The sequence below is a fragment of the Flavobacterium flevense genome (assembly GCF_900142775.1).
In the GTDB taxonomy this organism is placed as follows: Bacteria; Bacteroidota; Bacteroidia; order Flavobacteriales; family Flavobacteriaceae; genus Flavobacterium; species Flavobacterium flevense.
Map to the genome: position 1 here is coordinate 1 of NZ_FRCC01000013.1, position 15,400 is coordinate 15,400.

8 protein-coding genes are annotated in these 15,400 nt (G+C 33.6%); all 8 read right to left on the reverse strand.

From position 1 onward, the window contains the following. Positions 1-587: TonB-dependent receptor domain-containing protein (locus BUB89_RS16200; RefSeq protein WP_143161164.1), on the reverse strand; the 587-nt coding region annotated here is incomplete at its 3' end. Positions 588-716: 129 nt separating this feature from the next. Continuing rightward, complete coding sequence (locus BUB89_RS16205; protein ID WP_073246971.1) at positions 717-1,913, reverse strand: PKD domain-containing protein; 1,197 nt, start codon at positions 1,911-1,913, stop codon at positions 717-719. Positions 1,914-1,931: 18 nt separating this feature from the next. Continuing rightward, a complete protein-coding gene (locus tag BUB89_RS16210; protein WP_073246973.1) occupies positions 1,932-3,485 on the reverse strand; it encodes a RagB/SusD family nutrient uptake outer membrane protein in 1,554 nt (517 codons plus the stop codon). 39 nt (positions 3,486-3,524) lie between these two features. After that, the gene (locus BUB89_RS16215) at positions 3,525-6,827 is read right to left on the reverse strand and encodes a SusC/RagA family TonB-linked outer membrane protein (RefSeq protein WP_073246975.1); all 3,303 of its coding nucleotides are present in this window, start codon (positions 6,825-6,827) and stop codon (positions 3,525-3,527) included. Positions 6,828-7,236: 409 nt separating this feature from the next. Further along, positions 7,237-9,624, reverse strand: a complete 2,388-nt coding sequence (gene galB, locus BUB89_RS16220; RefSeq protein ID WP_234982676.1) for a beta-galactosidase GalB — start codon at positions 9,622-9,624, stop codon at positions 7,237-7,239. A gap of 322 nt (positions 9,625-9,946) precedes the next feature. Next, the gene (locus BUB89_RS16225; RefSeq protein WP_073246979.1) at positions 9,947-11,566 is read right to left on the reverse strand and encodes a DUF5060 domain-containing protein; all 1,620 of its coding nucleotides are present in this window, start codon (positions 11,564-11,566) and stop codon (positions 9,947-9,949) included. An 85-nt stretch (positions 11,567-11,651) separates the two neighbouring features. After that, the gene (locus BUB89_RS16230; protein WP_073246981.1) at positions 11,652-12,536 is read right to left on the reverse strand and encodes a family 16 glycosylhydrolase; all 885 of its coding nucleotides are present in this window, start codon (positions 12,534-12,536) and stop codon (positions 11,652-11,654) included. A gap of 227 nt (positions 12,537-12,763) precedes the next feature. Continuing rightward, the gene (gene galB, locus BUB89_RS16235) at positions 12,764-15,250 is read right to left on the reverse strand and encodes a beta-galactosidase GalB (RefSeq protein ID WP_073246983.1); all 2,487 of its coding nucleotides are present in this window, start codon (positions 15,248-15,250) and stop codon (positions 12,764-12,766) included. Positions 15,251-15,400 lie beyond the last annotated feature (150 nt).

Genomic DNA, 15,400 nt, shown 5'->3' on the forward strand with positions numbered 1-15,400 from the left:
TGTGCTGTGATTTTTTCTGACAAATAATTCAATGTAAATTGCATAGATGCAGTCTCTGAAAAATTATAGGTACTGTTGGCATTTATCGAATATTGGGTCGCGTTTGAATTAATTGGTTTTCCGTCAAAACTACCTTTGATATTAAAATTATAAATATTGGCTCCAATAAAATTAGTCCATTTCTCCGTAGGTTTGAATTGAGTTCCTAATTCAAGACCTACCGCTCTTCCTCTTCCCACATTTGTATAAATACGATCTAAAATAGTGTCATTAAGTACTCCTGATCTATCATAAGACAAAGTGTTGACACGGTTAATTAAATTTTGAACATCTCTGTAATAGGCAGTAGCAAAAACGGAATTTCCACCTTTAAAATTTTTGCTTATTCCTAATTCTACTAAATCAGTAAACTCCGGTAATAAATTTTTATCGCCCTGTTCAAAAGTTTCAGAATGCTCTCTTTCTTTAAATGGATTCATTTTATAGGTTGGAGCACGATCTACTCTTTTACTATAAGCTGCTTTTATTTTTAAATTATTATCCAATGTATATTGAGCCGAAGCAGAAGGGAATAATTTTAAATACATAAGTTTTATTAAAACTGTAAAAAGAGGCCTTTGTAAAAGATAAATATTCAACTAAAAATGGAAATTTTTCATAAAAGAAAAGCCTAATTGTTTTCACAAAAAGGCCTCTAAATTTAAACAACTAATCTTTTAATTTTTAATCACTTTAATATCATCTATAAATAGATTGTATTTTAGATTAGTATCAAAACCTGGATTCCACATTTTTATTTGAATATAATATTTACCTGGGGCTAAGGTTACAGTACTTGAAGCTTTAAACCAGCTACCTCCAGTAGTTCTAAAAAACAGTTTGTTAGCATCATTTGTGGTTCCTACTGCAGGTGTAGATATTTCAAACACATAATCTTTATTAGCTCCAGTTGATAAAATTTCTCCAAAAGTATCCATTGAAAGCTTATAGGAACCAGCAGTAGTTACCGTAAACGGATGATTTTCCATTTTTATAATGTTATTTGTAAAAGCTGGTTTTCCTGGCTCATCATACAAATATTTTAGACTACCTGTTCCTTGTGTAAAACGTTGTGTTGATACGGATAAATTAGCGATTTTATTTTCGCCTGCATTTCCAAGTGCAATCCAATCCCCTAGACCAGCTATTTCACCACCTATGTTTCCACAACCCACAAGATTTACAGTTTCATCACATAACGGCACTGCAAGAATGTTCATGTAATTTACTCTAGTGGTTGTACCTGTACTTGCTGGCATACTACGTTTTACCGTTAGTTTTACAGCATATTTCCCAGGTGTATTGTAAATCACCTTAGGGTTTCTTTCATTACTGGTTGCAGGTGTTCCTCCTTCAAATTCCCACAAAATAGTATCGTCTTTCCTTGCTTCATCAAAAGAGGATTGACCGTCTATTGTTTTATCAGTAAACTGAATACTGTTTCCAAACATTTCAGTGGTTCTACTGGCAACAAAATCAGGTACTACTTTCCTGAATACCTTTACTTTAAACAAATGACTTTCAGTTGTATTGTCATCGTGAGTCACTTGAAGAGTTGTTGAGAAACCTTGATTTATTGCTTGAAGGCCAGTACCCGTAGAAGGAGATGCTGTTGGATAGGTCACAGTAACCACTCCATCGCTTGAAGTAGTTATATTTCCTCCTTCAAAAGTCCACTTTCTTGATTTAACCGTTAATGAAGAATCCGTGTAAGTTATAGTTTCACCTTCCGTAATCAACAACTTATTTGCTGTGGGTTTTAAACTAATATCTTTTAAACCGTCATATAGATTAGATCCCTCTGTACAACTCGAAACGCTAATTAATAGCACTGAAACAGCTATAAACGCTATAGTTTTAATATTTTTTTTCATAATATATATATATATTTATTAATAATCCTTGTTCTGATCCAACTTAGGATTAATTTTTCTTTCTGAGTTTGGTATAGGCCATCTAATTTTGAAATCCTTATAATTTAATCCTGGGTCTCCCGCGTTACTACCTAATTGAGTAATACCACTAATGGCTTCTTTGTATTTTCCAAAACGAATTAAATCATTACGTCTCCATCCTTCAAAGCATAATTCTTTGCGTCTTTCTGATAAAAGTTCTGTTGCATTGCTTTCTTTAGTTCCTAATACCATATCTGGTACAGCAGTTGGAGTCGTTCTTGCTCTGGCTCTTAATTTGTTTACCGTATTGTCAATAACTGTTTGAGTTAACAAATTTTGACCGTTTAAAGCTTCAGCATACATTAACAGCACATCAGCATAGCGAATATAAGGATTGTCGAAAGGGGTATCGTTTGCATACGAATTAGGTTTAGAGGCATGCCATTTCCATGGTTTCCAATTGTTTTTGGCAACTGTCCACGAAGCTGGATTACTAAAACCTTCCTCAGGTGTCCAGTCATTAGCACTGTGTTTAGCAATATTATTACGCAAACGAATATCATTAACATCATAACTATCTGCGAAGAAATGATTGATAAAACAGGTATTAAACCCCCCTCCATTACTTGTAGATCCATTAGGTCCGTAAAAGGTGCCAAGCATACCACCTTCATTTTTCCCTGGTCCATCCATGCCTATAGCATAAACCATTTCTACACTTTGCTCATTGACTAAAGTAAATACATCACGATAATTTGGCAATAAATTATACACACCGCTATCCATAACTTCTTTTAATTTAGCACTCGCAAGAGCAAATTTATCGGTTTGATTCAATGGGAATCCAGTCATTTGTAAATATACTTTACCTAATAATGCTTGAGCAGCACCTTTAGTTACTCTTCCTTTGCCTTGCTCAATAGGTAGTACAGCTTCTGCCGCTTTCAAATCTTCAATTATGAAGGCATACACCTCTTCAGGTTTTGCTTGAGGCACTTCTAAGTTACTTAAACTGGTTGTCTCATTTTTTATAAGTGGCACATTTTCCCAAGTACAAACCAAGGCGAAATTAATAGTAGATCTTAAAAATCTTGCTTGAGCTACAATATACGCTTTATCAGCTGGAGTTATTTGAGCATCAGTCATGGCACTTACTCTGTCAACCACACTATTCACTCTATTCAAAGCAACATATAGGTTTTCCCACATAGTTTGCACCACTCCTGTAGTAGGTGTTAATTGTTGCAAATAGATTAATTTACGATCTCCGGCATAACCTGGCACAACTACTTCATCAGTTCCCATTGTCCCCCAATGAGAGGCCCATCCACTATTTGCAGCATCATTACCAAAGTTAGGTTGTCCTGTACTTATGGTTCCTTGTACAGCATCATACGCTCCTAGTAAATAAGTTTCGGCTCCTTGTTTATTTACCAATAAAGCAGTTGGGTCTACAAAGGTAGTTGGGTTTTCTTTTAAAAAATCATCACTACACGATGTCATTGATACTATCATTAATGATAATAGCAATAAACTATTTGTTTTTTTCATTTTTTTCCTTTTAATAATTAATTTTAAAATAACCGTCGATTAAAATCCTACGTTTAAACCAATTCTAAATGTTTTCGCTTTTGGATATGAATCAACATCTAGTCCTGGAGTTAATTGATTATTCCCTACACTTACATCAGGATCGTATCCTGAATATTTTGTCCAAACGAATACATTATCAATTGCACCATATATTCTAAAACTCTTCAGTCCTATTTTTTTGACTAGTTCTTTATGTAAATTGTAACCGAATGTAATATTTGCTAATCTCAAATAAGAACCATCTTCTACATAAGATGAATAAGCATTACCTGATACACCTGCCTGACTTTCGCCTTTAACACCTGGAATATCAGTATCTGGATTATTTGGTGTCCAACGATCCGCTACACTTCCGTATTTGTTAAAAAACGGAATATCTTGAGCAGTGGCTTGTTTTATGTTTTTGTTGTATACATCATTACCATAAGACCATGAAGTCAATACTGACAAATCAAAGTTTTTATAAGTAAAGTTATTTGTCATACCTCCAAAATGCTTTGGTACCGCTCTACCAATGATGGTTCTGTCATTAGAGTTTATAATTCCATCTCCTGCATCTAGGATTCCATCACCATTAGTATCTACTGTTAACTGATCTTCAAATTTAGGTAAACCTGGTCTGTAGTTGTTTATATTAGGTTGTCCTGAAGAAACTGGCACACCCGCTTTAAGGGTGTATTTTACATCAGTATAAGCAACACCTTGAGTAGCAGCGTCAGCATATATTTTAGCAGAAGCTTCTTGATTTGTCAAACCATCAAAGGCTGCAAAATCACTATAGTTATATACTCCAGCAGTCTTTAATCCATAAATAGAACCTAAAGATTCACCCACTCTTACTACATAATCAGTTCTTATTTGATTATCTCCAATAGAAGTGATGAAAAATTCTTTAGCACCTCCTAAATCCAATACTTTGTTTTTGTTGAAACTAATGTTAAAATCAGATGACCATTTAAAGTTATCAGTTTGTACATTGATTGAATGAAATGAGATTTCAAGTCCTTTATTAGAAATAGCTCCTAAGTTTTTAAAAGCAGTTCTATATCCAGAAGTAGAAGGTAATGGTACTTCTAATAATAAATCAGTAGTTTCTTTTTCATAATAATCAACTTCAAAGTTTAATCGACTATTGAACAATCCTAATGAGATTCCAGCATCAACTTGTGATGTTGTTTCCCATGTTAAATCTTTATTTGAAAGTCTATCAATAGCAACACCAGTATTTATAGCATTTCCATTAAAAATAGTACTAGCTAATCCTGCTGAAGCTAAGGAACGGAAAGAACCTATGGCCGTATTACCTGTTTCTCCATAACTCGCTTTTAACTTTAAGTTACTTAACCAATTGACATCTTTTAAGAATTCTTCATTATTCACTTTCCAAGCTGCACCTACTGATGGGAAGAACCCCCATTTTTTTCCTTCAGCAAATCGAGAAGATCCATCATAACGAGCACTAACATTTAAAGTGTATCTGTCTTTGTAATCATATTGAATTCTACTCAAATACGATTTAAGTGCATTGCCAGAATAATTAGATTGCGTTGGCAATGTTACAGTAGCAGTCCCTAAATTGTCTAAGTTAATATTTGGCAAATCAAAACCAGTAGAAGCCGATGTTACGTTTTCAAAGGATGTTTGTTGTTGTTCGTAAACCGCAGTAATATTTAAGGAATGATCACCAATTTTTTTGTTGTAATTCAAGTTTTGCTCAGTGGTTATACCTTGACCTTGAAATGTACCTAAGAAAGCTCTACCATTTGCTGATTTACCCCATCCATATTTTTCAGAAAAATAACGTTTGTTTTTTCCTCCGAAAGTATTCATTCTTAATGAAGATTTGAAAGATAAACCTCTAAGGATTTTATATTCTAAATATATATTTCCATAAACATTATAGGCTGTTCCATTATTGATATCATTTTCTAAAATATAATTTGGATTTGAAATATCTCCACCTCTTAGTGAAACTAAGCGTCCGTCTTCATCATATTCCGCATCACTAAAACGCTTTAATCCTTGAACTGGAGCAAATAATACTGCATTAGTTACAATACCAGAACGTCCATTAGCATTTTCTGTAGCTGAAGAAACAACACCGCCTGTTTTGTTGTATCCAAGACCAATGTTCATTCCCGTTTTTAATTTATCATTAATAGTTTGATCTAAACTTAAGTTTCCATTGTATCTTTCGAAATCTGAAGTTTTAATTATTCCTTCTTGATTTAAATAAGAAAAAGAGGCTGAATAAGAGCTTCTATCTGAACCACCACTAGTAGCTAGTTTGTAATTCTTCATATAAGCAGTTCTTAGAATTTGATCTTGCCAATCTGTAAGAACTACTCTTGGATCTTTCAAACTGATATCATTACCATATTGGTCTCTATAAGAGCTAACAAATTCGTCCGAAGCATTGTTTGGATCCCAAGGCGAGTATTCGTTTCTCCAATCTACGAACTCTTGTGCTGATAATAAATCTATTTTATTTGAAATAACACTAAAACCTGAATAGGTTTCAAAATTGAAATCAGCTCTACCTTTTTTACCTTTTTTAGTGGTAATTATAATTACACCGTTTGCTCCTCTAGAACCATAAATAGCAGTTGCAGAAGCATCCTTCAAAACTTCGATAGATTCGATGTTACTTGGGTCAATAGCTGATAAAGGACTAGTCGAAGTGTTTCCTATTCCAAGACCTGTACCTTGTGCCGTACCATCAATAGCAAATCCATCAATCACATATAGCGGGTCATTACTAGCATTAATAGAAGACCCTCCACGTACCCTAATTTTAAAACCTGCCCCAGGGCCTCCTTCAGAACTAACCACTTGTACACCAGAAGCCTTTGCTGCCAAAGCTCCTTCAAACGAGACTGTTTGTACCTTATCTAAATCATCTGCTTTTAGAGAAACAACAGATCCCGTAAGGTCTTTTCTTTTAACAGTTCCATAACCAATTACAACAACTTCTTCTAATTTCGAAGTATCTTCTTGTAGTACCACTTTTAGAACTGATTTGTCACCTACAGTAATTTCTTTCGTTTGATAACCTAAATAGCTAACAATTAATATATCATTAGGAGAAGCGTTAATATTAAAATTACCATCAATATCGGTTACTGTACCTTTAGTGGTGTTTTTAATGATAATGTTTACACCAAACAAAAGTTCTCCTTTTGATGTAACGGTTCCCTTAACAGACTTAGCTTGTCCATGTGAGACACTAAAACATAAAAAACTAATGAGTGTAAACACAAAAGCTTTTGTTTTTAAATTTTTAAATAATTGAAATTTCATAATTTTATTTTGGTTTATTATTATGTTACAAAATTGTTAAAATTCAACCCAAAGAAAGGCAACAAATGTTTTTTTTGAGGACACCTATGGTTTTTACAGATAATTAAAAGCAAAAAAAAAACAACACAACATTATCTTTAACAGCACAATACAAATAAATAAGCCGAAAAATAAGTTTATAAAAGCGGAAACAATTCTGCCGAATATATGAATTATTAAACCTTTATTAGACCTTACTTTACTAACTCTTTGAATGTCTTTTTTTGAACCTTCTTATTAGTAAATAATTCTAATACAAAAAAAATGGTATTGATGCAAAAAAATCATCACAAGTAGTTTTTACAAGCTACTCGTTATGATTTATTTTTTTGTGCTATAAGTAATATATGATCCAGAAAGAATTGAAATCTTACTTCGTTTCAATTACAATCTGAGCACTTTTTAATGATTTCGAACTCGCTTTTAAAGTCATTATCCCCGATTTTTTAGATGATTTTAAAATAACCAAGCACATTCCATTAAACGCTTTTCTTTGTTTCCCTTGAAAAGATTCCAAACTGATTTGGCTTCCGTTATCAACTCCAACTATTTCTCCCGCTCCTTTGACATCAAAAGTCACTAGATTATCTGCTAATGGACAAAAATTGCCATTCTTATCCAAAATTTTTATAGTAACATAAGCTAAGTCTTGACCGTCAGCATCAATTTTACTTCTGTCAACAGATAAGCTAATTTTGGCTGGTTTTCCTGAGGTTGTAATCACCTCTTCATTCACTTTTTTTCCTTCTTTATAGCCTACCACTTTTAAAGTTCCAGGTTCATAAGGAACATTCCATGATAAACGGTATTTTGATTTAAAAGTTTTTGGTTCATATCTAAAAAAATCAATTTTGATTTCAGTCAAATCTTTTCCTTTAACCTTACGTCCCTTTGATTTACCATTAATAAAAAGTTCAACTTCGTCCACATTGGTATAACAGTATACTGGAATTTCTTTACCTTCCATTCCTTCCCAATTCCAGTGCGGCAAAAGGTGAATCATAGGTTTTGTTGTCCAGTGACTTTGGTACAAAAAGAATCTATCTTTTGGAAAACCTGCTAAGTCAACTGCACCGAAATACGAGCTACGAGATGGCCAATCACTGTTCCATTGTCCATTAGTAGAATTATCTTTTCCTCCATAAGGAGTAGGCTCACCTAAATAATCGAATCCTGTCCAAATAAATTCTCCCATAACAAATGGATTTTTCTCTTGAAAATGAAATTCAATATCTGGCGGATAAGCCCATGGTGGACCAATTAAATCATAACTAGAAACATGCTTTGATGAATGCGTATCGTATTTTTCTATTGGTAAATGATACACCCCACGGCTACTAGTACAACTAGAAGTTTCAGAACCATAAAAAGGCAATTCCGGGTAATTTCTTCTAATTTCTTCATAGTTACTTGGTTTGTAATTTGCCCCAGCTATATCTACTTGCTGCGCAAAATTATTATCATAAGGATTTGAATAATAATTCATTCCCAAAGTTGTTGGTCTAGTACGATCTACTTCCTTGCAGTAATCGTTAAGCATTTTAGCCACTCTCCAACCGTTCTTTTTATCTCCTTGTTCTAAGATCTCGTTTCCTGTACTCCACATAATAATAGAGGGATGGTTACGATCTCTGTACAACATGTCTTTGATATCTCTCTCTGCCCATTGGTCAAAGAAAACACTATAGCCATTTTCTACTTTGGCCATTTTCCACATGTCAAAAGATTCGTCCAAAACTAACAAACCTAACTCATCGCATAAATCTAAAAACTCTCTTGAAGGCGGGTTGTGACTAGTACGAATAGCATTAGTCCCCATATCCTTCATGATTTGTAATTTGCGTTCATCGGCTCTTTTATACACTGCCGAACCTAAAGCGCCATTATCATGATGTAAACACACCCCGTTGAAACGCACTTTTTCATTATTCAAGAAAAAACCATCTTTGGTAAAAGCAATAGTACGCAATCCAAAACGGGTTTTATAACTATCTAATTCTTTTCCGTTTTGTAAAATCGTTGTTACTGCATTGTATAAATGTGGCGTTTTAGTATCCCAGCGCTGTGGGTTTTTTATGACTGTATACAAAGCAGAAATAGCTTTAGAATTTGGTTCAATTTTTAAATCCTCATCTACTATAGCTACTGATTTCCCTTCAGGTGAAAAATATTCTTGTTTAACCTTTACAGTAACCGCTGTGTTTGTTTTATTCTCAACCGTAGTTTCATTTTGTATAGTTGCTTTTTCTTTTGTGACTGTTGGAGTGGTAATATAAGAACCCCACTGTTTAACATGAATAGGTTCGTCTATTTTTAACCAAACAGAACGGTAAATTCCAGCTCCTGGATACCACCGAGAAGACATATCTTGTGGTTTTAATCGAACAGCTATGATATTATTAGAGCCATCGTACTTTAAGAATTTAGTAATATCAAATTCAAAACCAATGTATCCATTAGGGCGATTTCCTACCAATTGTCCATTTACCCAAACATAGGCATCATACATAGCACCTTCAAATTCAATACGAACAATTTTTCCTTTGGCTGCTTTGTCCATCTTAAATGATTTACGATACCAGCCTATTCCATGAAAAGGCAAACCACCACTACGGGCATTGTATTTTATATCAAAAGGACCTTCGATAGCCCAATCATGAGGTAGGTTTAAACTACGCCATTTGGAATCATTAAAATTTACCTGCTCAGCCCCATTGGCTTCGGCATTGTAAAATTTCCATGAATCATTAAAATTCAAATTTTGGGCATTTGAATGTGAATAAATTAAAAAAACGAATAGGACATAATAAATGCAATAAACATTTATTTTTGATTTAAAAAATATCATAATTGTATAGTTATTGGAACTCTAGATACTTCTGTGAATAGACTGAATTTCCTCCAGTTTATTAAATTTTTGTACCCCCCCCGAAATGAAAGGATTAACAACTATTTTAGTTTAACATTAAACCCCGAAAAAGGGTACATTAACTTCGGCTAAAGTAATTTTATATACTAAATCACAATGCTACATATGAACAAAAGAGTATAACAAATGGTCAAAAGGACTTCCTGTAAATTTAGCTTTTTAAGCGTGAAATCAATATCGAATCTGTTTTATTTGCCCAGGGTGAAATTTGTTTTTCATTTTTATCATAATCAACTTCGGGGGTCAACTCGCCCGTGATCACATTGAACCATTGAGTCGTTCTTTCTCCAAATTCCGGCTTCAAATGCCAAGCATTTATACCGTAATTTTCTTTGTTTACATATAATAAAGTAATGCCGTTATCATTTGTTAGACAATATCCGCTTCCATTTTTACCCGGTGTTGGTTTTAGTTTCGTAAAATCAAAATCTGTAAATATTTTTTTTAAATGCTTATAATATTCAAACTTGGGTTTAATACAATCAATAGGCTGCTCAAATGGGTTATAAATAACTACATTCCATGAAGCACCTTGCCAATAGTAAGTAGAATATACACCGGCAAACAGACACATATAATTGCGTCGAATACAATGTTCAGCATTTATATAATCTCCTGTAAACACTACATAGGGGGATTCTTCATAACCACCATGTTCAATATTAAAAACTGGTTTTTTGAATTTAGTTTTCGCTTCAAACATTTTATTATAAAGATTATCCGACCAATCTTGTGTGGATATGAAATCGACATTTTCTGGGTATTTCGCACAAAATTTAAAATCATGAACGGACAATAGTCGATTGAATTTATCGGCCTTTCTGGCTCTTTCTATCCTATCATTAATGTATTTCTCATCGGCTCTTCCGTAAAACAATGCTTCTTTGGAAATATCCCAAACAATATTTGGAAAAGCTTGATACCGTTTGATTACATAATCAAAATACATATTATCCGCCTCAGTATTCATATCAGGCCAAGCAACTAGTTTATTCCAAACATAAATCATTAGGTGTGAGGCAATTCGTTTATCATGCATTAAGCTGATGGTTCGGTCTAGCTTATTAAAGAATTCAGGATTCAAAGCACTAAAATCTGGCTTTTTATTATTCCCTGAAAAAGGGAACATATCATCCATTCCACCAAACTCATGTTCGGGATGCGTTTTTAATTTAGGATCTTTTTCCCAACTTACATCATAGGTATAAACATTCATAACCACCTGATTGAAACCGTTTTCTTTGATTAAATCTAGCAAATGGTCTGTTTTGGGTAATGCTTTTTTATTATGATAATCTAGTGCAAATAACCAATCACATTCAAAAGCAAGTAAAAAATAGGGAGTCCCATCTTGATAGAAAAAATTTTGAGGCATTTCCTTCGGAATAACGATTGCTCCTGGATTATTCGCTTTATTTTTTGTGATTCTTACTTTTCCTTTTAGATTCTCTGAAGATTTTTCTTCTCCAAAAGTTACAAATGTCCACTCTCCCTCAATAGAACTTGAGAATCGAATAATCCATTCGTTATTTCCATTATAAAAACCAGGCACTTCTTGAGTACTGCCATTTTCATGACTAAAAAGAGCTCCAAAACGAGCCGTAAAGGGTGATTTCAAATTTGTTTTAATAGGAAATGATATATCCAATACTTCCCATTTTACTATAGAAAAAGTGGCTTTTGGTTTATACTTTTCCTTTAGTATTTTTGCATTTGCTCCTAAAGAAACTAGTAGAGTCACAAACAAGGTAATTTTAAAAAAAGAATTCATAAATACTATGGCTTTTAGATGTTCAAGCGTATTTGTTTTTTGATGGATTCAATTAATAAATACAAATTCGAGTTTTATTTTGCCGCTAATTTACTAATTTCCAAGATCTTACCCAATTATAAGTTGTAGTTCTATCTTCTATTGTTCCTTTCATTCCACCATCTTCAGGAGCTTTATTCCAATCGTAAGTTTCAACTACCATACGCAAGTACATTTCCATATCAAAATCTGCAACTGGTTTAACTTGCGAAACAAATTTTCCATCAAGGAAGAATAAAATTTCATCTTTAGATTTCCACCATACACCATAGACATGAAAATCATCGTAAACTTTTGTCCCTATATTTCCACTTGATTTAACGGATCCTTTTTTATAATCACAGCCTTCAGGAATATCTCTACTATGTGTGTTTGAATTCATCTTTTCATCAAAGTTTTTCATCCATTCTTCCTTATTCACTATCTGGCCTACGCATTCTTGAATATCCAACTCAATTGTTCTTTTTTGACAACCTTGTGAATCTTTCCTTTCGTTAATTAGCCAAAATGTAGAGGACATAAAAGTTTTGTTTGCTTTCATTTCGCATTCATAATATCCGTAAGTCATGGCATTTCTTGAGCCTACATAACCCCCTCCGTGAGTAAAAGTCTTATTTTGTTTAACAACTGGCTCTGGTAATAATTTGGTTGTTATTTTCAAACTACCGTCAGATACCATTATATTTTCAGCCTGAAATAATCCTGGGGCTCGCCCAATCCATCCTTGTCCAGATATCTGCCATTTTCCTTCATCAACCGCTTTTCCGTTAAATTCATCCGACATATTTTTTATCAATTTCCATTTCATTTCAAGAGGCTTTAGATCTTCTCCTTGCTTAAAGAAGGGGCTTTTTTGGGCTATGACACTTTGTATAAGAACAAATAAAAGTGATACAGTAAAAAGCGAATTAATTTTAAAATTTGTTTTCATGTTTAATAGACTATTTATTTGGGTTATTTACTAAAAAAACAATTATTACTCCAAAACGTTCTAATGGAACTATAGAGTTTAACTATTTGGGTAATCTGGGGGCAACTTATTTAAAAATCTAACAAGGCTAAATTAGCAATATTATTCACCTTATTTTTATGTAATTTATAGACAATCAAGTAATTGCAAACAACAAAAATAGTATTTTAATAGAGCGTCTTTAAAAATCATTTTACTTTTAATGTAATATTATTTGATTCTAATCCATTAGAACTTGCTGTGATTTTTATCTCCCCCCTTTTATCAATTGATTTAACAATCAACATACACATACCACTAAAAGCATTGCAACTATTGGCTTGAAAAGAATTCAATGAGGTTGCATCCCCATTGCCAACACCTGCTAAAACACCTTGGCCTTCGATACTAAATTCGACCCTATTATCTGCAATAGGACATAAATTACCCTCTTTATCTTCAATCCTAACAGTGATATAGGACAAATCGTTGCCGCTTTCATCCAAAACTGTTTTGTCAGCAATTAACTTCACTTGATAGGGAGAACTCGCCGTTTTTATTACTTTTTCAGCGGCTATTTTCCCGTTTTTGTATCCTACAACTTTTAAACTTCCTGGCGAATATGGCACTTCCCAGGATAAACGGTATTTGGATTTGTACATCCCTCTTTTGAAACCATGGTATTCGGATGGAATCTCTGTAAAGTCTTTCCCTTTTACTCTTTTTCCAAAAGATTTTCCATTGACAAATAATTCTACTTCATCACAATTTGTATATGAAAAAACAGGGATGTTTTCCCCTTCTTTACCTTTCCAATTCCAATGAGGTAAAACGTGAACCATAGGCTCAGATGTCCATTGACTTTGATATAAATAATAGCGGTCTTTAGGAATTCCTACTAAATCTACTGGAGCAAAATAGGAAGAATGGGATGGCCAATCAGAATTCCAATACCCATTTGTTGCATTATCTTTACCTCCATAAGGAGTTGGCTCTCCTAAATAATCAATCCCAGTCCAAATAAATTCCCCCAAAGAAAAAGAATTGCTTTCCTGCGCATCAAACTCTACATCAGGAGCATATGCCCAAGGCGGCCCAACAGTTGTGTCGTAACTTGAAACCTGATTGGTTTCGTGTTTTTCGGTGTATTCAATGGGTAAATGATATACCCCTCGGCTACTGGTTTGCGATGATGTTTCCGAACCATAAATAATCAAATTAGGATTCTTTTCTTTAATTTCTTTATAATCGGCAGGCCAATAATTCATACCTACAACATCAATCTGATAGGCTAATTTATTGGTAAACGGCTCAGGATAATAATTAAATCCCGCTGTTGTTGGCCTGGTAATATCCTCGTCATGACAAATATCATTCAAATGTTTGGCCAATTCCCATCCTTCATTTTTAGCTTGTTCTAAAATTTCGTTTCCAATACTCCACATAATTACTGAGGGATGATTACGATCTCTCTTTATCATATCTCTTAGGTCTTTTTCGTGCCATTTGTCAAAATATTTATTATACCCATTCGGTACTTTGGCCATTTTCCATTCGTCAAATGCTTCTACTATTACAACTATTCCTAGTTTATCACATACCGCTAACATTTCTGGAGACGGAGGATTGTGACTAGTTCGAAGCGCATTGGCACCCATTGCTTGCATAATTTGCATCTGACGTTCTGTTGCTCTAAAATTTACAGCAGCACCTAAAGGACCCAAATCATGATGTAAGCAAACCCCTTTGATGGCAACGCGTTTCCCATTTAAAATAAAGCCATTATTGGCATCAAACTTTATGGTACGGATTCCAAAATTGGATTCATATTCATCAACTACTACTTTATTTATTTTTATTTGGCTAACCGCTGTATACAAATTTGGCGCATTGATATCCCATTTAGTTGGATTCTTTATTTCAATTTCTTGATTCACTTTTTGTTCAGAAATTCCCGCCAAACTTATGTTTTGACTTTGGGTAGCGACCACTTCTCCATTACTATTTTTTAGTGTAGTTTCTAGAATAGCTTTAATCGAATTATTTGAAGTGTTTTTTACAGTTGTTTGGATTTTAACTGTAGCCTTCTCATCGGTTACAGTAGGAGTAGTAATGTATGTACCCCATTGTGGTATATGGATATTGTCATTTATTTTGAGATAAACGTTTCTGTAAATTCCAGCTCCTGGATACCATCTTGCCGACAAATCTTCGGGAGCTACTCTTACCGCAATCACATTCTCCTGTTTAAACTTGATAAATGGAGTTAAATCGAGTTCAAATCCAATGTAACCATAAGGGCGTTCTCCTACAAATTGTCCATTCAAATACACTTTGGCGTTGCTCATGACGCCATCAAACTCGATACTTATTTGCTTGTTCTTATTTTTTGAATCGATAGTAAAATGTTTTCTATACCAAGCAATACCATGTATCGGTAAACCACCAGTTCGAGCGTTATTTTTAATGCTAAAAGGTCCTTCGATTGCCCAATCATGAGGAAGGTTTAATTTTCTCCAATTGGAATCATAATAAGATGTTATTTCTGCACCTTTCAAAGTGTCTTTTTTAAACAACCATCCTTGATTGAAATTTTGATCTTTTACTTCTATAGTCTTTTTTTGTCCAAAAGCCACAAAAAAAGATAAAAATAGGGTAGTAGAAAATAATTTATATAGGAATTTTGTCGATGTCATTTTCTAAGTTTTTTATATTTTTTTAATAACACATTTATTTAGATGTAAATTTATACTATAGCTTTAAACTCAAAAAACTTTCTGTAATCAAAATGGAATTAAAAATCATATGTTATAGGTAATAAATCAATCTGTCAATATAATCCTTGT